Genomic DNA, 23,809 nt, shown 5'->3' with positions numbered 1-23,809 from the left:
CCGGCGTGACGCGGACGGCGATCAGAGGTCTCTCCGCTGGAAGGACAGGGCGGCCAGCCCCAGGATGAGGGCCGCCCAGATCGCCGCCCAGCCGTAGTACGCGAGCGGCGTGGGGACCATGCTGAGGAAGGGGGACGCGCCGAAGCCGGCGGCGAACTCGACCGCGCCCGGGTCCTGGAAGGCGTGCATCGCGGCTCGCCACAGGCCGTCGGTGGGCAGGATCATGCGGGAGATCTCGCCGACCGCGGCGACGCTGGAGTTGTTCAGCTCGTCGCCGACCTGGCCGACCACGCCGGCGATCCAGGTGGCGCCGAAGAGGCCGACCGACACGATGCCGGACGCCATCGGGGAGATCACCGTGGACAGCAGCAGGCCCAAGGTGAGCAGGACCGTGGTCTGGCCGGCCAGCATGAACAGGCCCTCGACGGGGTGCGGCGGCCAATAGCCGAGCGTCGCCAGCACGATCAGGAACTGGGCCAGGCCGGTCAGCACGATGTAGCCGGTGCCGAAGGCGACCAACCCGAGCCACTTGCCGGCCAGCACCGCGGAACGGCGTACCGGGCGGGTCATGACGGCCAGCGCGACGCCGGACTCGATCTCGCCGGAGACGGTCGGGCCGGCCAGGAACGCGGTGCCCAGCGCGGCGATCAGGCTCAGCCCGAACATCACCAGGTTGAGCACCTGGGAGGCCGCCAGCTTGGACTCGCCGCTGGTCAGCGTGCCGAACTCGATCTCGAGGCGCCAGAACCCCCACGCGCTGAGGGCCAGCAGCAGCACGGTCAACACGGCGAGCGAACGCAGCACCTTACGCCGGGCGGCTTCCTTCAAGGTCAGACCCGCGATGACGGGTACGGTCGACAGCGTCATTCTTCCCCCCGCAGGATGTCGAGCAGCCGCTCCTCCAGACTGATCCGCCCGGGCTCGACCGAGTGCACCCGCACCCCGAGCCCGACCAGCTCCGCGACCAGGCCGGGGACGGCGTCGGCGGGCGCCTCGACGACGTACGCGTCGCCGTCCCGCCGTACCCGCCCCAGCGCCTCCATCCGCGCCGTCGCCGCCGCGTCCACCTCGGTCAGCCGCAGCCGGATCTCCGTCCGGCCGAGCAGCTCGTCGAGCGTGCCGGACGCCGCCACCTTCCCCCGGTCGAGGATCACCACCCGGTCGCAGACCCGTTCCACCTCGCCGATCAGGTGCGAGTTGAGCAGCACGGCCACGCCCTGTTCGCGCAGGCCTAGCAGCAGGTCCCGCACGTCGGCCCGGCCCAGCGGATCGAGCGCGCTGGTCGGCTCGTCGAGCACCACCAGTTCCGGCCGGGCGACCAGTGCGACGGCCAGCCCGAGCCGCTGCTGCATGCCCTTGGAGAACGCGCCGACCCGGTCGCCGGCGCGGTCGGCCAGCCCGACCTGCCCGAGCACCTCACGCAGGTCGCGGGCCGGTGACCTGCCCGGCCGCACACGCTGGTCTCGGGGCGGGACGCCGGACAGCCGGACGTGCAGGGCCAGCACCTCGGTGGCGGTCAGCCAGGGCTGGTAGCGGAAGAGTTCGGGCAGGTAGCCGACCCTGGTCCGGGCGTACGGGTCGGTGGCGGGCCGGCCCAGCAGCAGCACCTCGCCCGCGTCCGGCCGGACCAGGCCGAGCAGGATCTTGATGCAGGTGGTCTTGCCGGCGCCGTTCGGGCCGAGCAGCCCGACCACCTCGCCCCGGCCGACAGTGAACGACACGTCGTCGACGGCCGTCTGCCGGCGGTAACGCTTGCGAAGCCCGGAACACCAGACCGCCGCGGCCGGCGGAAGCCCGGCGACGAGCCGTTCGGCGGCCTCGATCATGCCAACCCCCGGGCGACGGAGAGCACCTCGTCGGCGCTGAGCGAGCCACCGACCGCGTTGATCACACCATCCTCGACCCAGACCACCCCGTTGACGGCGTTGCCGCGGTTGGTGAGGAGGGTGGCGGGTACGCCGTTCACGTCGGTGGCGGCGGCGCTGCTCTCGTCCGGCCGCACGATCATCGGCAGGCTGGTCCCGTCGCCGGTGAAGGCGCGCAGCTGCTTGGCCACCGACGGTGGCAGGCTGGGCAGCGACAACAGATAGTCGCGGGCGGTTTCGAAGGGCACGCCCGACGAGTACGCCCTGGGCGCCACGATCCGGACGACGACCAGGGCCGGCATGCCGCGCACCTCGGTCCACACCTGTGCCAGCCCCGGCCCGGCGGTCATCCGGAACTCGGTGCCGTCCAGCCCCGCGGGCGGTGCCGGGGCGCCGCCCCCGGTGGTGGCGGCGGCCTTGGCGGCGTCGAACGTGAACTGCGCGCCGACCTGGTTGACGACGAGGAACCCGGGATCACCGGTCACGCCCCGCGGCAGCCCGCCGACCCGCGGCACACTCAGCCCGGTCGCCTCCCGCGCCGCCGCCGCGTTCGGCACCTTCCGCACGTCGGCCGGCGTGGTGATCTTTACCTCCCCGTACGCGTCCAGCTCGGGCAGTTTGCCCAGGTCGGCCGGGTCGACGGTGATCGGCACGACCCGCTCGGCCCGGAAGATCGGGAACCAGTCCCCGGCCGCGGCCGCGCTCGCCCCGGTGACGATGGCGGCCACTCCGACAACGGCGATGACCGGGCTACGCAACGCCTTCCGCCACCGACCCTCGCCCCGGGTACCCCGACCCGCCGCCGTCCCTTTGCTCTGAGCACAAATGTGCATCACCTCGGGCGTGACCTGCGCCGACGCCACTTCCGGGGCATTCGGCCGCGCGAAGGTGGTATAGCTCTGCGCACCGATAGTCGCCCCCTCGGCCGTGACCTGCGCTGAGGCGTCGGGTTGCGCCGCGGCCATCGTCGCGGAAAGCCGCTGCCACGCCGCGCCCACGTCGACAGCCAGGCCGGCGTCCGCGGTCATGTCCAGAGCGTCGGGCGCGCCCGACGCGGCGAACACGCCGTTCACGGCAGGTGCGGCAGACAGGCCGGACACGCCGTTCACGCCAGATGCGGCAGACAGGCCCGACACGCCGTTCACGCCAGATGCGGCAGACAGGCCCGACACGCCGGACGTGGAGGGATCGGCGGGAGCGGCGGGGTCGAGGTCGGCCCGCAGCGCCGCCCGGACGAGCAGGGCGTCCTCGCGTGCGGCGGCCAGCGCGGCCAGGCAGCGCCGGCAGCCGGCCACGTGGGCGCGGTCGGTGTCGGCGACGCCGGCCGGCTCGTCCAGGAGCCGGCGCAGGGTGCCGTCAGTCGGATGGCGCATGACGGTTCAACTCCTTGCGTAGGGCGGACTCGGCACGCCGCACGGTGGTGCCGACGCTGCCGGGCGAGAGGTCGAGGGCGGCCGCCACCTCGGCGTAGCTGAGGCCGCTGTGCCGCAGCACCAGGGCGACCGACTGCTTGCGGGGCAGCGTGGCCAGCGCCGCGCGTACCCTCCGGCGCTCTTCGAGGGTGACCACCTCATCGGCGACGTCGGGTGCGATCGCGGCGTCGTCGGCGACGGCTTCGCGGGAGGCGCGGCGGCGGCCGGTGCGAAGGTGGTTGAGGGCGGTGTGCGCGGCGGCGACGGAGAGCCACCCGGCGGCGTCGGTGGCGGGCACCGAGGAGCGCCCGAAGGTCAGGAACACCTCCTGGGCGACGTCCTCGGCCTCGTCGCGGGACCCGAGCACCCGGGCGGCGACCGCGACGACCCGCGGGTAGGCCGACCGGAAGACCTGCTCCAGGTCGGGCCGGACGCCGGCCACCATCACATCCTGCTCCACATCCGGGTAAGCACCGCCGGGTCCGGAAATGTGACAAGGGGCCCGGAGCCAGAGCGGCTCCGGGCCCCTTGCGGGCCTGTTCCACGTTCACCCAGCGAGGCAGCCTCTCTGGGGACAGGGTGTCAGGACACGGGGTAATCCGGCAGGTAGACGGGTACGCCGATCTTGGTGGTGTCGGCGGCCGGGCCGACGCCGTTGACGACGTGGTCGATGACGCCGGCGCTGAGGTTGACGGTCATGATGTGGTGCAGCTTCACGCCGGGACGGTTGGGGACCTCGAAACCGTTCTCGGTGTGGATCGACGGGTTGTTCTGGTTGAACACGTACACCCCGGCGCCGTACAGGTGGTGGTTGCGGACCTGGTCACCGACCTTGTAACCGGCGTAGCCCTCGACCTTGCCGTTCATCCAGTCCTTCTGGGCCGGTGGGTCGTACGGCAGCTCGTTCTGATAGAGGATGGTGGTGCCGTTGTTGCCGTTCCAGACGGTGTTGTAGCGCTGGAAGTGCTCGACGAACAGGCCGGTGGCGGTGACCCGATCACCGTTGATGATCACGCCCGTCGTGCCGGTGTTGGTGTTCCAGCGCTCGGTGTCGCCGCTGAAGCCCTCGACGCCGTGGTCGGCCCGCCACACCCAGGTGTGGTCGATCAGGACGTCGTCGGCGTTGACCTCGAGCGCGGTGCCGGTCTTGCCGACGTGCGGGCCGCCGACCCGGAAGTACAGGTCGCTCAGCGTGGTGGGGTCGGAGTTACGGCCCCACGCGTCCTGGCCGGGCCGGCCGATCTGCACCAGCACCTTGGACTTCTTCAGGCCGGCGTCGACGGTCACGCCGGCGATGACGACGCCGGGTACGTCGGAGACGCGCAGTGGCGTCGAGCCGTTGACCGCGGTGAGCGTGGCGTGGCCCTGGCCGAGCACCACGGTGCCGGGGCGCTTGATCTCGATGCTGCGCGGGATGTCGTACACCCCGGGGGTGAGCAGGAGGTTCTTGCCCTTGGCGAGCTGGTTGTTGATCTTCGCGACGGCGTCACCGGGCTTGGCCACGTAGAAGTCGCTCAGCGGAATGGTGCGGCCACGAGAGGAGGCCCATGAGACGCCGCTCGAGTTTCGCTGCACGGCGGGTACGCGTACGGCGTACTGGCCGTGGCCGTCCACGAACAGGTACGGCTTCTCCCGGCTGACCGGCGTCTTGTCCACCGTGGTGTACGGCGGGTCCGGGAAGCCGGCCTCGGACGGCGCACCCTCGACCCCGGAGAACACCTGGTTCCACACGCCGTTGGACCAGCTCTTGACCTGGCTGTTGCGTGTGAGCCACTGCTGCTGCGAGCCATTGACGGTGTCCGGCAGCTGCGAGTCGGCGATGAAGCCGCCGGAGGCGTACTGTGGGCCGGCCGAGCAGTAGTCCATCAGCGACAGGTTGCCGCCGGTGACCTTGACCCGGCGCAGCGAGACGGCCTGGGAAACGGCCCAGATGTTGGCCGACGCGTGGCAGCCGTCCTGACCCTTGGCGTTGACGTTGACGGTCAGGTTGGAGACCGTACGCCAGAAGTTGACCAGGGCGAGGCAGTTGTCCGCGGTCAGGCAGCGGTTGTAGACCTCGACCTTGCCGTTGATGACCACGTCCTCCGGGGAGGCGCCGAGGCCGGCGATCTCGGTGTAGTAGCCGACCTTGATCTGCAGGGGCTGGTCGGCGGTGCCGTAGACGCCGGGCTTGAAGTAGTACGCGTAGCGCTGCGTACCCATCTCGTTGCTGACCTGCTGGGCGTTGGTGGCGTCGAGGACGGCCTGGATCTGGCTGACCGGCGTGCTCGGGTCGAAGACGGTGACGTTGGGTCCGAAGCCGACGGCCTGCGACGCTGGGGTGTGGGTGACGGGCTGAGCCCCGGCCGAGGCGGCGGAGGTCAGGACCAGCCCGGTGAGAGCGGCACAGACGGTGAGGATCCGGCCGAGGCGCCGGCGTGTGATCATGCGGGTCCTTCCCCAAATTTACGGGCTTGCAATGCACTAGGTCACAAGCAAGCGATAGACAGATCTCTCCGTCAAGCCGGGGAACGCGGCAATCCGGCCGGGTCCGGACAACTCGCCGCGGTTCCGGAACCCGGTTGCCCGAAGCGGCAGGCGACACGCGGATGTTCGGGCATCCGGAACCGGTACCGGCACGTGAATCCGATAGTTGCCCTGGTACAAATGTCGCGTGGAAGATCCATACACGCTCAGTGCAGATCCGCCGGTGCTCGCGCTGGCCGGTGAGTTCGATCTGAGCGCCCGCGATGAACTGACCAGCGCGTTACTCCGGGTAGTCACGGACCCGGGGACCACGACGGTCGTCCTGGACGTCAGCCGGACCACCTTCATCGACTCGGAGGCCCTGGCCGCGGTCATCATCGGCGTGAACGCCGCCCGTGATCTCGGCAAGCGGTTCGAGATCACCGGCGCCACCGGCGTCGTGCACCGGGTCATGGACGTGGCCGGCCTGCTCGACCTCATCGACGATCATCGTCACAGTCCGTGATCTGACAACCAACATCGAGTATCTGCACCGGTTCCCCTCCCTCCCTTCCCGTACGACGTGTCATGCCCACGGGAGGGGAACACCGCATGATTCGCAACAACGAACGGCTGGCCGTACGCGGTCCGATAAATCCGGACAACGGATTCCCACGCTGGTACAAGGACGCGAACGGCGTCCGGCTCGAACTGGCCACCGACCCGGCCGACCCGAACACCCCAGCGGTCGGCGAGCGGCCCGACCCGGCCGCGCCGGTGAGCTTCCCCGACAACTTCCCCGACGAGGCCTTCTACTTCCTGGCCGAGGCCGAGCTGCCGATCGGCGGCGGTCCCCGGCCCGGCCGCGCGCGGGTGATCCTGGCCCTCGAGGCGGCGTTCGCCCTCGAGGTGCCGCAGGACGGGCAGCAGCAGGTCTTCGCGCGCGTCCGGGTCCGCATCGACAACGGCGTGCCCGGCGCGGCGTACGTCTTCACCCACCCCTACGGCGAGACCGATCCGCTGGTCGCTGACGAGAACGGGCGGGTCTTCGTCACCGAGGACATCGGCGCCGCCGCACTGGCCTTCGACACCGTGGTCGGCGACGGCGAGGTCGCGCCGTTCCTGCGCTGGGACAGCGGCGCCCCCGACGGCTACCTGGGCATCGGCGGCGTCGACCACACCGTCACCGGCAGCCCGTTCGGCACCGACTTCGTCCGGATCACCGGGCCGGGCGCCGGCGGGCCGGGCGTCGACGAGGTCAGCACCAACCTGTTCTCGCTGCAGGGCCGGCTGGCCACGGTGGCCGGAGCCGAGGTCACCCGGGCCGTCTACACCCGCACCGGCGGGCTGGCCGTCGCCGACGTCTTCGCGACCTCCGAGGAGGGTCAGACGCTGCGGGCCGCGGGGGCCACGCTGCGGGCGGACCAAACCCACTACCAGGTACGCGCGGAGCTCGGCACCGCCCCACCGGGCACGATCGCCCTGGTCAACACCACCGACCAGCCACCCACCACGGTCACCACGCCCCTGGTCGACGCGGTCACCATCCGGACCGCCGGCTACGACACGGCCGCCCGGCGCCTCACCGTCGAGGCCATCTCGTCCGACCTGGACGGCCCCAAGCTGACCGTGACCGGCTTCGGCGACCTGACCGACGGCAGCGGCACCTTCGAACCGGTCGACGCGCCGCCCGCCACCGTCGAGGTCACCTCGGCCCACGGCGGCTCACACGCCCGGCACGTGCTGATCGATGGGCCCGCCGACCCGGCCGACCCGCTGACCGCGGAGGCCGGCCCGGACCGCGCGGTCGTCCCCGGCGACCTGGTCGTCCTGGACGCGAGCGCCAGCACCGGCCCGGCCACCGGTTTCGCCTGGGCCCAGACCGCCGGCACCCCGGTCACCCTGTCCGACCCGTCGGCGCCGCGGACGACGTTCACCGCCCCGGCGCCCGGCCCGCTGCGGTTCCAGGTGACCGTGAACGGCACCGAGACCGACACCGTCGCGATCGTGGTGACCGCGCCCAGCCCGGCGGTGGACACCCTGACCGTGGGCCGGGCCGAGTTCCGCACCGACGCCGGCCGCTGGCGGGTCGACGGGACCGCCACCGGACCGCTGCCCGACCGGGTCACGGTCAGCCGGAACGGCGTCGAGATCGGCACGTCCGCGGTGGACGCGACGCTCGGCTGGGACGTACGCCGCACCGTCATCCCCGGCGAGACCGCCGTGACCCCGGCCGACGGTGACCCGATCACGATCACGTCCACCCGCGGCGGCTCGGTCACCACGACCGTCTCCGTCCGGCGCTGAAAGGGGTACGACGATGGGATACCTCCTGACCGGTGTCTTCACCGAGGCCTGCGACTGCACCCTGGTCTGCCCGTGCTGGCTGGACGACGCACCCGAGACCGACCACTGCACCGGGCTGTTCGCCTGGCGGCTGGACGAGGGCTCGGCGATCGACGGCGTCGACGTCGGCAAGCTCCACGTGGTCAGCGTCTCCACCCACGCCGGAGCGCGGCGGGCCGGCGACACCGCGACCGCGCTGTTCATCGACGAGAACGCCGACGAACGGCAGTTCGAGCTGCTCGGCGCCGCGTTCGCCGGTGAGCTGTCCGGTCCGCTGGGCGAGTTGGCCGCGGTCAGCGGCGTGGTCGTTCAGCGGCTGGCGGCCCGGATCGACGTGACCGCGGACGAGTCCGGCTGGCACCTGCTGGTCGGCGGGCCCGGCGCCGGTCCGGTCGAGGCGACCGGCGCGCCGCACGTGTTGCTGGACGAGGACGAGCCGCTCACCCTGCGGCACACCGCCCTGGACCGGGAGCTCAGTGTGGCCGGCGACGACGGTGTGGCCGCGCACCGCACCGAACGGCTCGCCGTCCGGGTCCCGGCGCTGGCCGGCGCCTACCTGGACGTGGCCGGTCGCTCGGCGATGCGAGGACGGTTCCGGTACGCCGACCCGATCCCGCCCCGCACCCGCACCCGCCGATGATCCTGCGGAACGCCGCGCATCCGGCTCCGCCGCCCGATGCGATGCATGTATGTGCTCAGAGCAAGGGCCAGGCCGATGCGTATATGTGCTCAGAGCAAAGGCCAGGCCGATGCGTATACGTGCCCAGAGCAAGGGCCAGGCCGATGCGTATGAGTGCTCAGAGCAAGGGCCAGGCCGATGCGTATGAGTGCTCAGAGCAAAGGCCAGGCCGATGCGTATGAGTGCTCAGAGCAAAGCGACGCGGCGGGACTGGGATCGGCTGACCGGGCTCGTCGTCACGCTGGGCGTGCTGGCCTGGGCGGCGATGGCGCTGGGGCGGGAGGCGCACGCCGGGCACCACGGGCACACCACGCTCGGCGGCTGGCTGATCATGGTGGTGGCGATGATGCTGCCACCGGCGCTGCCCCTGTTCCGGATCGTCCGGGGGCTCACGCGCTCCGACGCGTACACCGGCCTCGCGATCTTGATCTTTGTCCTGGTCTGGATCCTGACCGGGGTGGTCCTGACCGCCGGCACCGACCGGCTCGGCGGTCTCGTGGCGGGGCTGCCGCACGAGCACATGCTGCTCGGCGCGGGGCTGGTGCTGGCCGGCGCATGGCAGTTCACGCCGTGGAAGGACGCCTGCCTGACCGCCTGCCGCACCCCGCGCGGGATCGCCATGACCCGCTGGCGCGGCGATCCCCTCACCGGCAGCGTCGCCATCGCGGGCGTCTACGCGGCGTCGTGCGTCGGCTGCTGCTGGGCGCTGATGGCGGTCGGGCTGCTCACCGGCGCGACCGGGCTCGGCGCGATGGCCGTACTGACACTCCTGATGGCCGCCGAACGACTCACCCGCGCGGGCCGCGTCCTGGTCCGCCCGGCCGGCGCGGCCGCCGTCATCCTCGGCGTCTCGCTGCTGCTCGGCGTGGACGCCCTCTTCACCTAGGAGCCCTCAACCATGGCTGACCTGACCTACGACGTGGTCGCCGTCCAGTTCCCGGTCGTCTACACCGACGACGGTGACCACGACCCGGACGGCCTGATCTATGTTCTGCGGACCTACCTCCCACTGTTCGAGTTCGCGCGGGCCCGATGGGAGGACGACAATCAGTTTCTTCCCCGTACGCACGTCCGTGCGCAATGGATGCAGTTGGTGGTGGACGGGCTGCACCGCTACGAGCTGATGCGGGCCAAGCTGGAACCCGGCGACCCGCTGCTCGACTACGGCATCACCGCCCCGGTCGACCTGGACGCCGAGGACGCCGAGACACCGGCCCCGACCGCGCGGGAGCAGAACCTGCACGCCACCGTGGACGAGATCCTCGGTGCGCTCGACCTGCTCACCGACGGTGCCGTGCGCACCCTTCCGCCCGACGCCGAGACCCGCGCCGCCTGGGTCACACTGCACGCGGAATCCTTGGCGGCCACCCGCGCGGCGATCGCCGAACGGCTGGCCAAGCTGGAGGCCGGCGACGACGCCACGCTGCGGAGGCTGGCCCGCGAGACCGGCCTCTCCCCAACCCGGGTGCGACGGCTGATCCTCAACGACCATCGCACCGACGTGAGCGGGCTGGGCGCCGCGACCCCGGCCTACGATCGCTTCAATCCGCTGCGCCCACTCCCCCTGGCCCGGCCGCTGGTGCTGCGGGCCGCGCTCGGGCAGAGCGTGGAGGTCCGGTTCGAGAACCAGATCCGCGACCGCCGGGTCGGCCTGCACGTGCAGGGCGACGTGCCGAACGACATCCAGCTCGACGACGGCGCCTCGGTCGGCCGCAACCCGACCTCGCTGGCCGGCCCGGGTGAACGCCGCACCTACCACTGGACGGCCACGCACGAGGGCGCGTACGTCATCAACGACCTCGGCGACGTCCGCGGCGACGAGCGGGGCACCAACGCGCACGGGCTGTTCGGGGCGTTCCTGGTCGAGCCGGCCGGCGCGACCTGGCGCGACCCGGAGACGGGTGAGCAAACGCACGACGGCCCGTACGCCGACATCATCGTCCCCGGCGACCGCCCCGACGTGCCGTTCGTCGACTTCCACCACGGCACCGCGCACAGCCACCGCGAGTTCACCGTGTTCATGCACGACGAGCCGTCGGTGCACAGCGGGCTGCACGTCACCGGCGAGCACGACGTGATGCCGCTGTCGCTGCGGGCCGAGCCGATGCCCAACCGGCTGCCGCACCGGATGCGGCGGCTGGTCGAGCAGTCCGCCGGCCGGCCGCTGCCGCCGCCGGGCCAGGTCGACCAGCACGCCATGACCATGGTCATCGACGACGACCTGACCGAGGTGTTCCTGGTCGCCCGCGACAGCGACGGCGCGTTCCTGGAGCGGGTGGCCGGCGAGGAGCAGCACCACAGCTCATGGCTGTTCGGGGATCCGGTGACGCCGATCTTCCGGGCCTACAAGGGCGACCCGGCCCGGGTCCGGGTGCTGCACGCCGGGGTCAAGGAGACCCACGTCTACCACCTGCACGTACACCAGTGGCGGGCGATCGCCGCCGACCCGGACTCGCAGCTGCTCGACTCGGTCACGATCGGCCCGCAGACCGGAATCACCATCGACCCGCTCTACGGTTCGGGCAGCCGGCAGAAGGCGCCCGGCGACGTGATCTGGCACTGCCATCTCTACCCGCACTTCCACCACGGGATGTGGGGGCTGTGGCGCAGCTTCGACCGGCTGGTCGACGAGTCGGTTCCGGCCTACCCGGACGGAACCCCGGCGCACCCGTTGCGGCCGTTGCCGGGGCGCGAACCGTCGCGCCGTTCGGCCGAGCTCCCCGGCTTCCCCTGGTTCATCGACGCCGCGTACCCCCAGAAGTCTCCCCCGCCGCCGGCGGTCGTCGCCTCGCTCGCGGGCGGCCGGCGCCGGCTGCTCGGCCTGCCGCCGCACTCCCCGCTGGAGGCCGGTGCCTTTCCCGCCGGTGTGGTGGCCGACCCCCGGCCCGGGGCGGTCTTCGTGGACCTCGACGGGGACGCGGCCCAGTGGAACGCGGCGGCCGGGCAGCCGTCCCCGCGGGTGATCAGCTACGACGTACACGTCGACGCCGACCCGGTGGTCTACAACGCACAGGGCTGGACCGACCCTCAAGGACACCACTACCAGATCCGCTCGGTCACGGTGGACGGTGTTCCGTTCGACCCGCCGGCCGACCGGATCGAGCCGTTCTTCCCGCGCGCCAACCACGGCGACATCGTCGAGTGGCGGATGTTCAACAACCTCGACCGCGTGGACGCCGACGGGTTCGACCTGCCGGTGCCACCGGCCGAGTGCGGGATGCACGTCCACCTGGTGAAGTTCGACGTGCTGGCGGCCGACGGCTCGTCGACCGGCTTCAACTACCTCTCCGGCGCGTCCTGCCCGTCCGCCGTGTCCACGGTTCCGTCCTCGCCGGACGAGCTCCCGGTGAACGTCGGGCTACACCGGTGGGTGGTCGACGAGGAGTTCGGGCCGTGCTTCTTCCACGACCACCTGCTGGCCAACTACCGGCAGAAACACGGGCTGTTCGCGGCGCTGATCGCGGAACCGTTCGGGTCGCGCTGGCTGCGGCCCGACCAGGAGACGCTCGCCTGGTCCGGACCGCAGGCGGTGGTGCTGCCGCCGCTGTCGTCCGGGCTGCCGGCCTATCGGGAGGCGGGGATCGCGGTCGGTGACTTCGTCCCGCTGGTCACTTCTTCCTCCGAACCGCTCAACCCGCCGGGTGAACTCGGTGGCGACGACGATCCCGGGGTCATGGCGGTCAACTACCGCTGCTCGCCGCTGACCTTCCGTGGTGACGACCCGTCCCGGTGGTTCGCCGGGCCCGACCCCGACACCGAGATCATCCGCACCTACCCCGGTGACCGGCTGCGGATCCGGCTCATCCAGGGCTCGCACGAGGAGCAGCACAGCTTCGTCACCCACGGGCTGCGCTGGCCCCGGGAATGGAAGAACGATCGATCGGTACGCGTGAACCAGCAGACGATCGGCATCTCGGAGGCGTTCACGCTCGACCTGGACGCCTACGGTGCCGGTGACCACCTGTGGCACTTCGCGGCCATGGACGACCTGTGGCTCGGTTGCTGGGGTCTGGTCCGCGCGCTGCCGCCCAGCCCGGCCCACCAGCGCGAACTGCCGCCGCTGCCGGGCCGGCGGGGGCTCGATCCGGCGCTGCCGCCCCGGCCGGCCCGGCCCGACCGGGACTATGTGGTCACCGCCCGCCGGCACGAGCACGAGTACGACGGGCGGATGCTGACCGACCCGTGGGGGCTGATCTTCGAGTCGGCCGAGGGCTTCGTCGAGGAGTACGACGATCAGGACCGGCCGCGTCGCGTGGCGTACGGGGTCCGGCGTACCCGTCAGCCGTTGGTCCTCAGAGCCCGTCCGGGCGAGTGGATCCGGGTCACGCTGATCAACGACCTGGCCGAGCCCGGGGACCCGACACTGCCCGCCTTCGGGGTCGAGCCGTTCCCGCCCGCACTGCCGCTGGACGACGAGCGCACGCTGTCGTCCCGGGTCTCGCTGCACCCGTCGCTGCTGCGCTACGACGTGGTCAGCGACGACGGCGCGTACGTGGGCAACAACCACGACAGCACCGTCCCGTCGCTGCTGGTCGAGGCAGCCGGCCACCACGGAGGCGCCACGGCCCACGACGACGGGCCGAACTGGCGCGAGTACTGGTGGTTCGCCGACCCGCGACTCGAAGGCCAGGTCTGCTACCTGCAGGATATGGCCGACGTACGCAACCACCGGCACCACGGCCTGGTCGGAGCCCTCGTCGTCGAGCCCGCCGGGGTCACGCCGGTCGATCCGCAGACCGGCCGCGAGCAGTGGACCGGCACCCAGGTCGTACTGCTCTCCCCCGGCGGCGAGCGGGTGGCCGGCGAGCAGGTGCTGCTCGTACAGGACGGTCTGCGGCACTTCGTGGCCGGCAACCCGACGATGGCGGTGTCCGACGTCGAGCCCGGCGACGACCCGGAGGACGCCGGGCAGAAGGGCGTCAACTACGCGACCGCGCTGGTGCATCCCAGGGACGTGCTGGACCGCGACGAGCCGCCCACGCCGATCTGGCCGGCCCAGGTCGGCGACCACCTGTGGCTGCGGCTGCTGGGCGCCGCCGACAAGCCGCGCAACCACTCGTTCACGGTGCACGGCATGGCCTGGCCGGCCGCGCCGTGGGTCCCGGACGGGCCGGTGGAGGCGGCGCTGTCCGGGCTGACCAGCGGGTACGCCCGGACACTGTCCATGCGGGCCCGGTCCGCAGGCGACCACGCCTACCGGTCGGGCGCCTTCCGCTGGGCCGTCGAGGGCGGCGTCTGGGGCATCATCCGCGTCTCGCCCCGGCCCTGAACGCGTGGGTGCCGCCGGGGTCGCAGGACAGCCGCTACCTCCCCTGCCCCGACCCGGCCGGCGCCCGGCAGCGCGTCACCGCCGGCACGTCAACCGGCCCGGGCCTCTACCCGGACGGTGCCTGCGTCGTGGACGCCTGGCTCTCCACCCACGGCGGCCGTCCCGCGGCCCTCGACCTGATCCGCCGCCTCCACGACGGCGACGAGTTCACCGACATCGTGTCCCCGTGACCCGGGCGAAACCCGCTGGACAGCGCGGCCCGGGGTGGCAGCATCGACGGGCATGGGGACGGTGATCCGGCGGTGGGAGTCGGGGCGGCCGCGGGGCACGCCGCACGTCGAGATCGTGTGCGACGAGTCCGGGTTCGCCGGCGGCAACCTGGTCGGCGGGCACGTGCCGGTGTTCGCGCACGCCTCGGTGCGCATCGGGCACGCGGAGGCGGCCGAGGTGATCGCCGGGCTGCGGCGCCGGATGGACGGCGGACCGTCGGGGGAGCTCAAGGCAGGCGCGGTGTTGCGGCCACGGCATCGTGATCTCGTACGGGATCTGCTCGGGCCGGACGGCCCGGACGCCCGCGTGCACCTGATCGACCCGGTCCGGTTCACCCTGGCCCGCCTGTGCGACCTCCTCGGCGGGCAGGAGGTGCGCGGCACCGACCTTCCGGGGCGCGGCTCGGAGGCCCGTCGCGCCGCGCTCACCCTGCACGTCCAGGGTCCGAAGACCTACGGCCGCGAGCGCTGGCACCGGTTTCTCACGGCGGCGTCCGATCTGATGCGTACGAACACCCGCTGGACACCGCGCGAGCCGCTGGCACCGTTCGCCGCCGCTCTCGACGACCTGCTGTCCACCCCGGGCGAGGTCGCCGACGTGCTGCGCCCGATGCGCGACCGCTTGCCGGCCGCCGCCGCCGTCCGCGCCGCCCTGAAGGCCGACCCGAAACGCGCGACCCTGCTCGAGCCGGTCGTGCCGGCGCTCGGCCGGGCCGCCGCGATGTGGATGCCGCCCGGCGGCACCCTCGCGATCACGCACGACGACCAGTCGGCCATCACCCCGGAACGGATCGCCGCCATCGCCGCCGGCACCGGCCTGGTCGAGGTCACCCTGGTCGACTCGCGCACCGACCCCCGAGTCCAGGTCGCCGACCTGATCGCCGGCATCGCCCGCCACCTGGCCGGCAGCACCGGCGACGACCTCGCGCCGATGCTGCTGCCCATCCTCGACCCGGAGAGCCGGGGCATGATCGACCCGCCTTAACGGCCCTTGTCCCGCGCGATCCGGACCAGCTCGACCAGCCCGGAGGCGTACTCCTGGGACTCGCCGTGCGCCTCCGTGAACGGCGGCTGGAACCCGACGCCCTCCCACTGCTGCATGGCGTCGTTCCAGATGTCGTTGCCGACCTCGAAGTTCCAGGCGGTGATGCCCAGGTCGTAGTACAGGTGGTCGGCCGAGTTGCCGGCCGCGCTGTACAGCACGTCGGCGACCGGACCGGTGTACGACGGCCAGGTCACGGTGCCCCGCTCGGAGGCGATCGCCCCGACGATGCGGCGGGCCGAGTCCTGGAAATACTTGGCCTCGTCGATCGACGGCCGGGGCAGGGTGACCCGGCCCTCGGCCTTGTAGGCGCCCGGCGACCACATGAAGTAGCCGCCGTACGAGTGCACGTTCAGCGAGAACTTGATGTTGGGGTGGGCGGTGGCCAGGGCGACCACGTTGCGGCTCTCCGGTTCGCTGAGCTCGCCGGTGCCCGCGTACACGTCGGACAGGCAGTTGCTGCTGGCGCCCACGTATCCGTCGAAGAGCGAGCCGACCGCGTAGTTCCGGTTCACGTCCACGCCCCAGCGGTCACGGTTCCTGGGGTCGCGGGCGGTGCCCGTACAGTGGTTGCTCAGGTTTCGGCGCTGGAAGTTGTAGTCGTTGAACGTGTAGTTGGCGCCGTCCGGGTTGACCGTCGGGATGATGAAGACGTCGACCGAGTCGAGCAGGTCCCGGGTCACCGGGTCGGTGGCGTAGTTGGCCAGCAGCCGCTCGGCGAACTCCATGGTGACCAGCGGCGTCGCCCACTCGCGGGCGTGCTCCTGGGAGTAGGCCAGCACCCCGGCCTTGGACCCGTCGCGCACCTTGCCGATGCGCAGCGCCTGCACGGTCCACGGGCGCGCTGGGACCTCCGTACCCTTCAGACCGTCGTCGAGCCGCACCGGACCGGCCACCGGCATCGGCAGTCCGGCCGAGCCGTCCTCGGCGAAGGCGCGGAAGCGGTCCGGGAAGCGCGCGTTGATCGCGTTCGCGACCTCGGTGGTCGTGCTGGTCGTCTTGCCGGCGGCGTCGGTGGCGAGACTGACGGTCAAAACCCGGTCACGGTACGCGACGGAGAGCGGCCGATTCGGCTGCCCGGGGTCGACCGTGCGCGCCTGGATGCCGTTCTGGTTCTCGGCACCGAACTTGACCGTCTCCACGACGACCGCCGAGACGGCCGGGTCACCGAGGTAGGCGACCGCCGTACGCCGGTAGCCCTGGGTCTGGTTGGGCAGGTCGAGGACGTCGACCAGGGCCGGGTACTGCCGCTTGAGCCGCTTGATCCGCGCGGTGATGTCCTGCGGCGTCATGTACGCGTCGATGAAGTCCTGCTGGTAGCCGGCCGGCTTCGGCGGCGGCGTGGCCCCCGGCCAGACACCCGGCGTGATGACCCGCGACTTTCCGCCCAGCGACGACGTGGCGACCACCGTCACCGGCTGTGACGGCAACTTCTGCGGCAGCGCCCAGTGGTACTGGTACTCCCCCGCGTCCTCGAACCGCATCAGCGGGAACGAGCCGGTCGCGCCGTCGGCGGTGGTCCAGGCGACGGTGATCTCGACGTCCGGGTCGTCGCTGGCCGTGGTCGCGACCTGCGTCTGCAGGAAGGTGTTGCCCTTGCTGGTCCACCAGTACGCCTGCAGGAACTGCAGCGTGTCGGCCTGGACCCGCTGCTGCGCCTTGGCTCGGACCGGCTTCTGGGTCGGGATGATCTGTTCGGCTTTCGCACCCCTGGCGGTCAGGGCGGCCAGCTCGGTCCCGGTCACGACCAGGTCGGCCAGGACCGCCCCGGCGGTGGTGCGGGGACGCGCGGCGATGTCGGCGCCGCTCTCGAGCAGCTCGGTGAACTGCTGCTCGCCGGTGAGCTGGAAACGTACCAGTGCGGTCTGGTCCGCGGCGAGGGTGATTGTCTGGCGTGGGGCGGCACTGGCGGCACCCGGGTGGGCAAGTGCGCCGGTGATAAGGACGGCTACGGCAGCGATCGCCACCGAGCTGCGCCGGGACGGCATACGTGGCCTCCAAAGGACGATGTGGACACAGCTCAGTCCGCCGATCGACCCCTGTCAACCATCAGGTGCGCTTTCACATCGGGCGCGGGGGTTCCTTGGCCACCTGACAGGACAGCTTCCGCATCGCGACCTCCGGCGGCTTGAACCGGCTCTCGAATCCGCCATCGGCCGCAGCGGCGGCGACCGCGGTCGGCAGGTGCGCCTTGAAATCGATCCGCCACTGGACGCGGAGGTAGTCCTTGATGATCGCGTTCAGCCGGTGGCATTCGTCGAGATGGCCACCGAGAAGCCCGATGCCGTAGAACTGCGGCGTGCCGAACACCCCGGACAGCACCACCCGGTACTTGCCCGGGTTGACCTGCATGAACCCGTAGAGGATGAGTGTGTCGGTGAAGACGGCGTCGGTGTCGCCCCGGGCCAGCATGTCGACACAGTCCTGGGTGGTCTCCCGGTGGGTGACGGTGTTGGCGCCGGGCAACGGAACCATGCTCCCGGTCGTGGCGCCCACCATGCACACGCTCTTGCCGGCCAGGTCGGCCTTGTCCCGGATCGACGTGTCGCCCGCCCGGACCAGCAGACCCTGGTCGCTTTGCATGTACGGCCCGGCGAAGTCAATGCCCTGCTGGTTGCGCTTACTGGTGATCGAGTAGCTGGCGACGATCCAGGTCACCTTCCGGTCGAGCAGATACGGTTCCCGGTACTACGCGGACACCTTCACCGGGAGCTGCGGTGGATCCGGGTCGCCCAGTTGGTCGATCAACTGGTCCTTGAAGGCCACGTCGAAGCCCACCGCCGGTTCGCCGTCGCTGAAGCCGGGCGAGTTGTCGGCCAGGCCGATGTTGATGGTGACCGGCGTGGTCACCGGCGCCGCCCGGCTCCGGTCACAGCCGGCCACCGGCAGGAGCAACAGTAGAACCGCCAGGATCTTTCTCGTCACGGTGTCTCCATCGGCGTCACGTCTGGTTGGTCAGACGCGCGACCGAGATCCTCAGGTCGACGAGGCAGTTGCGCTCGTCCTGGTCATTGGCAACGGCGACGCCGAGGGCGGCCTGTGCGCCGGCCCGCGGCGCCACGATGGTGATCCGCTCGGCGCTGTGGGCCCGGCGCGGGCTGCCGTAGATGGCCCGCTTGGCCTGGCGTACGTCCACGGTGGTGAACGGGGCGCAGATGCCGCTGCCCGGATTGTGGTCGGTGATCTCGATGGCCACGGCGATCGCGCGACGGTCGGCGCTCAACGGAATCTGGACCTGCACCTCACGCCCCGGCTGAACGCCCGTGAACAGCTGCTCGCTGACCTGGTCGAGCACGTCGACCTCGTGGCTGGAACGGTAGTGGCGCACTCCGAGGCTGACACCGGCGACCACGATCTCGGCCGCCAGCAGGACCCGCACCAGCGGCGTCAACGGTATCCGCGTACCGGTCAGCCGTTTGTTCACCCACGGCACGGCCAGCAGCGCGGCCAGCGCGCCCAGCAACCCGATGATCAGGTTGACGACCGCGCTGAGGCGCTCGAAGCTGGACGTGAGCAGCAGGACGATGGCCACCAGCCCACCAACGGCGACGACGCCCTCGACGACACGGCCCCGTGGGGTGCGGACCTCGGTCGTGGTGCCCCCGTCGGAACTCACGTTCACCCGTATCTCGTCGGCTCGATCTCCGGGGCTTTGTCTCCGGCGGAAGAACGCTACCGGCGCCGGTCCGCCCCCGGCCATTCCCCGATAGGAGGAAGCCCCAAAGGAGTACGGTCGTCAGATGCGCGTTCCCACCGCCGCGTCCCGGCCGTCCCGGCCCTGACCGCGGCCGCTCCGACGCCGCCGGCCCCGATGACGTGAAATTCCGCGGAACCGCGGCTTCCGTCCGGCCCTTCGGCCTAGCGTCGGCAGCCGGGGTGAGTCGCGGAGCGGACGGGGGCGGCGGCGTTGGCGGTGCGATGGCTGGCCGGGCTGATGGCCGCGCTGGCCTGTGTGACCACGATGGCGGTGCCGCGGGCGGCCGAGGCGGCGGACGCTCGGTTCGGTCTGGCTCGGCTGCTCTGGAGCAGGCGGTTCGTGAGCGGCACGGTGGTCCGGTCGTTCCCCAACCTGGTGCCGGCCACCGGCGTGTGCATGGACCATCGCACCAGCACGCCGCGGCCGCATCCGGTCGCCGCCGCGCAGTGCGGGCAGACGATGTGGAACAACTTCCGGCTGACCCGGGACCGGCGCTGGCTGGCCGGCGCGGTCACCCAGGCGCGGTGGTTGATCAACTTCAAGCAGGTGTATGCCGGGGCCTGGTTCTTCCCGTACCGATGGGAGCACGTCCTGCCCGCCTCGCCGACGAAGCCGACCGTTGTGCTGCGGAACCCGTGGTACTCGGCGATGGCCCAGGGTGAGGTGCTGAGTCTGTTCATGCGCCTGTACGAGACGACCGGCGACGCGCGGTACCGGACGGCCGCCGACCGGACGTTCGCCGCGCTGCTGGTGCCCAACGTCGCCGGCCGGCCGTGGGCGACCTGGACCTACGGCGGCTACACCTGGTTCGAGGAGACGACGTTCGCCGACGGGACCGGTGACCGCATCCTCAACGGCCACATCTTCACTGTGCTGGGCATCTACGACTACTGGGTGATCACGCGGGACGCGCGGGCGTACCGGTTGCTGCAGGCCGGCCTGCTCACCTCCCTGGTGTACGCGGGCCGCCTGCGCCGCCCCGCCTGGCAGTCCTACTACGACGACTACCGGCGCGGCGACTCCCGCAAATACCACCAGCTGCACGTCCTGCTGGTGCGCTACCTGGCCGAGATGACCGGCGACCAGCGCTTCGACCGGGCGGCGCTGATGCTGTGGCTGGACCAGCCGCTGGCCGTCACGCGCGGCCGGCTGTACCTGGCCAAGGGCACCACTCAGGGTTACCGCTGGTCGAACGGGCGACTCGTCCCGGCACGGGCGGTGACGCTGAGCAAGAGCACGCTGGCGCTACTCACGCTGCGTACCCGGGTGAAGGGGTCCCGCGACATGTGGATGGTGGCCGGTTCCGGGGCGCTGCGCGGCCTCTACGTCCGGCAGGTGCCGTTCCGGGCGTACGTCTACGGCCCGGCCGACGTGTTCGGCTTCCGCATCCTGTGGCGCCCGGTCACCCGCTCGGCCACCGTCACGTTGCGCGCCTTCGACGCCGAGGGCCACCTGCGCGGCGCGGCCCGGTTCACTCCCGGCCGCGGCCGGTCGATCCCCCTCAGCCGGTACACGGTGATCCAGGGCCTGCCGTTCTACCAGCTCGGGACGGGCCCCTACCGCGGCCGCTGGATCGCCGCCGCCGACCTCGTCATCTGACCGGGGGCCGACCCAGCCGGCCGCGCTCGACCTGGTCCCGGGCGAAGGTGAACTCGTTGTGCACCCGGCGATGCTAGGCCGTATGGTCGCCGCCGTCCGGGTTTCTCAGGGATTGGATCATGCCGCGCAGGGCGGTGTACGCGCTCGACCGCTCGGCCTCGGTCAGGCCGCTGAGCATCCGGACCTCGACCCCGCGGACCGCGGCCGACGCCTTCGCGAGGCTGCGCCGGCCGCGTGGGGTGAGCCGCGTCGGCAGCACTTTTCCCACCGGCGCCTCTGACGGCCTGGTCACGTACCCGTCGCGCTCCAGGGCCTGCAGCAGGACGTTCATCGACTGCCTGGTCACGAACGCCCCCCGGGCCAGGTCGGAGTTGGACAGGCCGGGGCGTTGCGCCAGCAGTTCGAGGCAGGAGTAGTGGGTCACGGTCATGCCCAGCGGCCGCAGCACCGCCTCCATGGCTGCGCGGAGGGCGCTCGACGCCTCTTTCAGCAGGTAGCCCAGGGACGTATCCAGGTCGACGCCCGTGTCGTCTTGACTCATGTCAGTATTCTGACATATCTTGATCCGTGTCAGAAGACTGACACAGAAGATCGAAGGAGTGACTCATGCCCGCCACCGGACCCGACTTCATCTCCCTGCAGGCTCGCGATCTCGACGCGTCGCAGGCGTTCTACGAGCGGTACCTCGGCCTCGTCCGCTCGCCCGCGGGGCCGCCGCACGCGGTGGTGTTCGAGACCAAGCCGATCGCCTTCGCCCTGCGCGACATCGTTCCCGGCACCGATCTCGACGCCGTCGCCCAGCCGGGCATCGGCGCGGCGATCTGGCTGCACGCGACCGACGTCCAGGACATCCACGACGCCCTCGCCGCCGACGGCCACACCATCGTGTCGGCGCCGATCGACGGCCCCTTCGGGCGGACGTTCACCTTCGCCGACCCGGACGGCTACCGGATCACCCTTCACGACCGCGCCTGACCTTGCCCGGCCAATCAGGGGGCAAATAGGACGCGAGAGTTCGAAACCGGCGCCTTCCCTGGACTACGCCTCTGGTATCGACCTCGATATCTGGCGCACGGGCGACCACGGTGGACGCGGCCACGCTAGCGTCAGGACCGCAGAGACACCGCTCGATCGCCCAGGGGGTCTGATGAGAACACGCGGACGTGCGACAGCCGCCGCAGCCGGCGCGTTGCTGATGGTTACGGCTCTCGCGGTGGGTGGGCCCGCTCAGGCCGCCACCGCGGGCGTCACCCACGAGGAGAACCCGCGCGTCCCGGCGGGTGCCGTCTGGACGGAGGCGTACTTCCCGTCGGCCGACCACAGTGGCGTCGAGCTGCACGCCGACGTGCTGCGGCCGGCCAACCTGCCGCCCCGGGCCAAGACTCCGGTGATCCTCGCGATCGGACCGTACTTCAGCCACGCCGGCCAGACCGGGCCCGAGGGGTGGGCGCAGACCGGGCCGTCCAGCCGGTTCGAAGACTTCACCAGCGGCACCAACCTGTTCGCCCGCGGCTACACCTACGTCATGGTCGACCTGCGGGGCTTCGGTGGCAGCACCGGTTGCCTCGACTGGGTCGGGCCGGGCGAACAGGCCGACGTGAAGGCCGCGATCGGTTGGGCGGCGAGCCAGCCGTGGTCGACCGGCAAGGTCGGGATGTACGGCAAGTCCTACGACGCCGTGACCGGGCTGGTCGGCAACAACCTGCGGCTGAGCGCGCTGCGCGCGGTGGTCGCCCAGGAACCGCTCTGGAACATGTACAACTACCTGTTCAGCAACGGTGTCCCGCGGCCCAACGTGACCGGCACGCCGAACGCGTACAACAGCATCGCCACCATGCCGCAGCTGGCCGACGACTCCGGCCGGTACAAGGCCAACGCGGCGTACGAGCAGAGCCACCCGCAGTGCCTCTCCGACAACCTCACGAACAACAACAACCCGGACCTGTCCTCGCCCTACTGGCGGTCCCGCAACCTGCCGGCCAAGGCCAAGGACAGCAGCACCCCGCTGTTCTTCACCCAGGGCTTCATCGAGAACAACACCAAGCCCGAGGACGTCGAGGAATACCTGGACAACCACCACGGCCTGGAGCGGGGCTGGATGGGCCAGTGGGAGCACGTCCGCGGCAACGAGCGGAACGCCCAGGGCCAGCTGCTGCAGGGCCGGGCCGGCTTCTTCGACGAGGTCATGCGCCTGTACGACCACTACCTCAAGGGTGAGCAGCCGGCCGTCAAGGACCCGGCCTTCGCCATCGAGGACAGCACCGGCGCGTGGCGGGCCCAGCCGACCTGGCCCAAGCCGGTGTCGTACACGGTGGCCGCCCTTCGCGACGGTCGGTACGTCGACGACGGCGCGGCCACGAGCCTGACCGCGCCGAAGACCACGGCCGGCCGGCAGTGGGACATGGAGCACGCCACCGATCCGGCGCCGCCGGCCGCGGGTCGCGTCGCGATCACCGAGGCGGCCGACGAGCGGAGCAGCTATTCCGTCTGGTCCACCCCGGCCACGGCCCGGCTCCGGATCACCGCCACGCCCCGGATCAGCCTGCGGGCGAGCGCGGCCGGCAACGTCTGGGTGCGGCTGTGGGACGTCGCACCGGATGGGACCGCGGTGATGTTCGACGAGAACGTGGCGCTGATCGAGCGGGCCGGCCGGGTCGCCTTCGACCTCAAGTCGACCGACTGGACGTTCGCGGCGGGTCACCAGCTCCGGGTCCAGATCGGCACGATCGGCAACAGCGGCTGGCTGGACACCCCGAGCGGCAACACCATCGAGGTGAGCCGGGCCCGGCTGACCCTGGCGCTGCAGAACCCCAAGGCCGACGTCCCGACCCAGGGTGACCGGTCGCCGTTCCTCGACACCTACCTGCGGCAGTACACCCGCACGCTGACCAACGTCGGCCCGGGCACGTTCCCGCTGGCCCTGCGCAGCGGCAGCTGAACCGTCCGGCGGCGGGCCCCGCCCCCCGGCCCCCCCCCCGCGGGGGGGCCCCCAAAACCCCGGGCATGGGGGGGGGGGGGGGGGGGGCCGAGGGCCGGGCCGGGCCGGCCGTGGAAGACCTCGACCTCGGCGGTACGGACGAGGCGGTACTCGCCCGGATCGAGGCGCTGCTGGGCGACTGGGTGGATGTGTTCCTGCGGGAGGCCGCCATGGACCCCGAGGACCAGGAGCTGATCCGCTCAGACCTG

At 71.5% G+C, this 23,809-nt stretch carries 21 protein-coding genes; 11 read left to right on the top strand and 10 right to left on the bottom strand.

Annotation, left to right across the window (positions count from 1 at the left end; all coding sequences use genetic code 11):
- Positions 1-21: 21 nt before the first annotated feature.
- The 5 genes from ACGFIO_RS40645 to ACGFIO_RS40625 all read right to left on the bottom strand — a co-directional run bounded on the left by ACGFIO_RS40645 (position 22) and on the right by ACGFIO_RS40625 (position 5,704).
- The gene (locus ACGFIO_RS40645) at positions 22-867 is read right to left on the bottom strand and encodes an ABC transporter permease (protein WP_392835691.1); all 846 of its coding nucleotides are present in this window, start codon (positions 865-867) and stop codon (positions 22-24) included.
- Positions 864-1,826: an ABC transporter ATP-binding protein gene (locus ACGFIO_RS40640; RefSeq protein WP_392835689.1), complete on the bottom strand. Its 963-nt coding sequence runs from the start codon at positions 1,824-1,826 to the stop codon at positions 864-866. Before ACGFIO_RS40640 ends, ACGFIO_RS40645 begins: the two co-directional genes overlap by 4 nt.
- Entirely contained in the window at positions 1,823-3,238 is a 1,416-nt protein-coding gene (locus ACGFIO_RS40635) for a hypothetical protein (RefSeq protein ID WP_392835687.1), read from the bottom strand. Before ACGFIO_RS40635 ends, ACGFIO_RS40640 begins: the two co-directional genes overlap by 4 nt.
- Positions 3,222-3,737 carry a sigma-70 family RNA polymerase sigma factor gene (locus tag ACGFIO_RS40630; protein ID WP_392835685.1) on the bottom strand — a complete coding sequence of 172 codons (516 nt, stop codon included), beginning with the start codon at positions 3,735-3,737 and terminating at the stop codon, positions 3,222-3,224. Before ACGFIO_RS40630 ends, ACGFIO_RS40635 begins: the two co-directional genes overlap by 17 nt.
- Before the next feature lie 122 nt (positions 3,738-3,859).
- Positions 3,860-5,704, bottom strand: coding sequence for an adenylyl cyclase (locus ACGFIO_RS40625; RefSeq protein ID WP_392835684.1), 1,845 nt, complete (start codon positions 5,702-5,704; stop codon positions 3,860-3,862).
- Between the two features lie 226 nt (positions 5,705-5,930).
- On the opposite strand from ACGFIO_RS40625, the gene ACGFIO_RS40620 reads away from it, so the two are divergent.
- The 7 genes from ACGFIO_RS40620 to ACGFIO_RS40590 all read left to right on the top strand — a co-directional run bounded on the left by ACGFIO_RS40620 (position 5,931) and on the right by ACGFIO_RS40590 (position 15,270).
- Positions 5,931-6,248, top strand: coding sequence for an STAS domain-containing protein (locus ACGFIO_RS40620; protein ID WP_392835681.1), 318 nt, complete (start codon positions 5,931-5,933; stop codon positions 6,246-6,248).
- Between the two features lie 86 nt (positions 6,249-6,334).
- Complete coding sequence (locus tag ACGFIO_RS40615) at positions 6,335-8,029, top strand: hypothetical protein (protein ID WP_392835679.1); 1,695 nt, start codon at positions 6,335-6,337, stop codon at positions 8,027-8,029.
- A 13-nt stretch (positions 8,030-8,042) separates the two neighbouring features.
- Entirely contained in the window at positions 8,043-8,708 is a 666-nt protein-coding gene (locus ACGFIO_RS40610) for a DUF1326 domain-containing protein (RefSeq protein WP_392835678.1), read from the top strand.
- 211 nt (positions 8,709-8,919) lie between these two features.
- The gene (locus tag ACGFIO_RS40605; protein WP_392835675.1) at positions 8,920-9,633 is read left to right on the top strand and encodes a DUF2182 domain-containing protein; all 714 of its coding nucleotides are present in this window, start codon (positions 8,920-8,922) and stop codon (positions 9,631-9,633) included.
- Positions 9,634-9,645: 12 nt separating this feature from the next.
- On the top strand, positions 9,646-14,016 hold the full coding sequence (locus ACGFIO_RS40600) for a multicopper oxidase domain-containing protein (protein WP_392835674.1): 4,371 nt from the start codon (positions 9,646-9,648) through the stop codon (positions 14,014-14,016).
- 8 nt (positions 14,017-14,024) lie between these two features.
- Positions 14,025-14,246 (top strand): hypothetical protein, encoded by a 222-nt coding sequence (locus tag ACGFIO_RS40595; RefSeq protein ID WP_392835672.1) that lies wholly within the window; start codon positions 14,025-14,027, stop codon positions 14,244-14,246.
- A 52-nt stretch (positions 14,247-14,298) separates the two neighbouring features.
- Positions 14,299-15,270 carry a hypothetical protein gene (locus ACGFIO_RS40590; protein ID WP_392835670.1) on the top strand — a complete coding sequence of 324 codons (972 nt, stop codon included), beginning with the start codon at positions 14,299-14,301 and terminating at the stop codon, positions 15,268-15,270.
- On the opposite strand, the gene ACGFIO_RS40585 is transcribed toward ACGFIO_RS40590, so the two are convergent.
- From ACGFIO_RS40585 to ACGFIO_RS40570, 4 genes are all read right to left on the bottom strand, one after another.
- Positions 15,267-17,315 (bottom strand): M14 family zinc carboxypeptidase, encoded by a 2,049-nt coding sequence (locus ACGFIO_RS40585; RefSeq protein WP_392835669.1) that lies wholly within the window; start codon positions 17,313-17,315, stop codon positions 15,267-15,269. The genes ACGFIO_RS40590 and ACGFIO_RS40585 overlap by 4 nt on opposite strands.
- A 73-nt stretch (positions 17,316-17,388) precedes the next feature.
- Positions 17,389-17,985: a hypothetical protein gene (locus ACGFIO_RS40580; RefSeq protein WP_392835667.1), complete on the bottom strand. Its 597-nt coding sequence runs from the start codon at positions 17,983-17,985 to the stop codon at positions 17,389-17,391.
- A 30-nt stretch (positions 17,986-18,015) separates the two neighbouring features.
- Complete coding sequence (locus ACGFIO_RS40575; protein WP_392835665.1) at positions 18,016-18,252, bottom strand: hypothetical protein; 237 nt, start codon at positions 18,250-18,252, stop codon at positions 18,016-18,018.
- A 16-nt stretch (positions 18,253-18,268) separates the two neighbouring features.
- Entirely contained in the window at positions 18,269-18,949 is a 681-nt protein-coding gene (locus tag ACGFIO_RS40570) for a hypothetical protein (protein WP_392835663.1), read from the bottom strand.
- Between the two features lie 291 nt (positions 18,950-19,240).
- Here ACGFIO_RS40570 and ACGFIO_RS40565 point away from each other — a divergent pair, with 291 nt between their 5' ends.
- A complete protein-coding gene (locus tag ACGFIO_RS40565) occupies positions 19,241-20,623 on the top strand; it encodes a D-glucuronyl C5-epimerase family protein (RefSeq protein WP_392835807.1) in 1,383 nt (460 codons plus the stop codon).
- A gap of 73 nt (positions 20,624-20,696) precedes the next feature.
- On the opposite strand, the gene ACGFIO_RS40560 is transcribed toward ACGFIO_RS40565, so the two are convergent.
- On the bottom strand, positions 20,697-21,164 hold the full coding sequence (locus ACGFIO_RS40560) for a MarR family winged helix-turn-helix transcriptional regulator (protein WP_392835662.1): 468 nt from the start codon (positions 21,162-21,164) through the stop codon (positions 20,697-20,699).
- A gap of 65 nt (positions 21,165-21,229) precedes the next feature.
- Between ACGFIO_RS40560 and ACGFIO_RS40555 the strand changes: the two genes are divergently transcribed.
- The 3 genes from ACGFIO_RS40555 to ACGFIO_RS40545 all read left to right on the top strand — a co-directional run.
- Positions 21,230-21,598 (top strand): VOC family protein, encoded by a 369-nt coding sequence (locus tag ACGFIO_RS40555; RefSeq protein WP_392835661.1) that lies wholly within the window; start codon positions 21,230-21,232, stop codon positions 21,596-21,598.
- Positions 21,599-21,770: 172 nt separating this feature from the next.
- Positions 21,771-23,561 (top strand): CocE/NonD family hydrolase, encoded by a 1,791-nt coding sequence (locus ACGFIO_RS40550; protein ID WP_392835659.1) that lies wholly within the window; start codon positions 21,771-21,773, stop codon positions 23,559-23,561.
- Between the two features lie 65 nt (positions 23,562-23,626).
- Positions 23,627-23,809: hypothetical protein (locus ACGFIO_RS40545; protein ID WP_392835658.1), on the top strand; the 183-nt coding region annotated here is incomplete at its 3' end.

The sequence above is a fragment of the Actinoplanes sp. NPDC049265 genome, from assembly GCF_043197135.1.
Classification (GTDB): Bacteria; Actinomycetota; Actinomycetes; order Mycobacteriales; family Micromonosporaceae; genus Actinoplanes.
Note: the sequence above shows the minus strand (reverse complement) of the source record. Positions and strands in the feature narration are given on the sequence as shown.

Bases quoted from the DNA above. Each gene is read 5' to 3' on its own strand.
- ACGFIO_RS40645 (WP_392835691.1), bottom strand. From the start codon at position 867: ATGACGCTGTCGACCGTACCCGTCATCGCGGGTCTGACCTTGAAGGAA.
- ACGFIO_RS40640 (WP_392835689.1), bottom strand. From the start codon at position 1,826: ATGATCGAGGCCGCCGAACGGCTCGTCGCCGGGCTTCCGCCGGCCGCG.
- ACGFIO_RS40590 (WP_392835670.1), top strand. From the start codon at position 14,299: ATGGGGACGGTGATCCGGCGGTGGGAGTCGGGGCGGCCGCGGGGCACG.
- ACGFIO_RS40610 (WP_392835678.1), top strand. From the start codon at position 8,043: ATGGGATACCTCCTGACCGGTGTCTTCACCGAGGCCTGCGACTGCACC.
- ACGFIO_RS40625 (WP_392835684.1), bottom strand. From the start codon at position 5,704: ATGATCACACGCCGGCGCCTCGGCCGGATCCTCACCGTCTGTGCCGCT.
- ACGFIO_RS40605 (WP_392835675.1), top strand. From the start codon at position 8,920: ATGCGTATGAGTGCTCAGAGCAAAGCGACGCGGCGGGACTGGGATCGG.
- ACGFIO_RS40635 (WP_392835687.1), bottom strand. From the start codon at position 3,238: ATGCGCCATCCGACTGACGGCACCCTGCGCCGGCTCCTGGACGAGCCG.
- ACGFIO_RS40585 (WP_392835669.1), bottom strand. From the start codon at position 17,315: ATGCCGTCCCGGCGCAGCTCGGTGGCGATCGCTGCCGTAGCCGTCCTT.
- ACGFIO_RS40600 (WP_392835674.1), top strand. From the start codon at position 9,646: ATGGCTGACCTGACCTACGACGTGGTCGCCGTCCAGTTCCCGGTCGTC.
- ACGFIO_RS40550 (WP_392835659.1), top strand. From the start codon at position 21,771: ATGAGAACACGCGGACGTGCGACAGCCGCCGCAGCCGGCGCGTTGCTG.
- ACGFIO_RS40615 (WP_392835679.1), top strand. From the start codon at position 6,335: ATGATTCGCAACAACGAACGGCTGGCCGTACGCGGTCCGATAAATCCG.
- ACGFIO_RS40555 (WP_392835661.1), top strand. From the start codon at position 21,230: ATGCCCGCCACCGGACCCGACTTCATCTCCCTGCAGGCTCGCGATCTC.
- ACGFIO_RS40560 (WP_392835662.1), bottom strand. From the start codon at position 21,164: ATGAGTCAAGACGACACGGGCGTCGACCTGGATACGTCCCTGGGCTAC.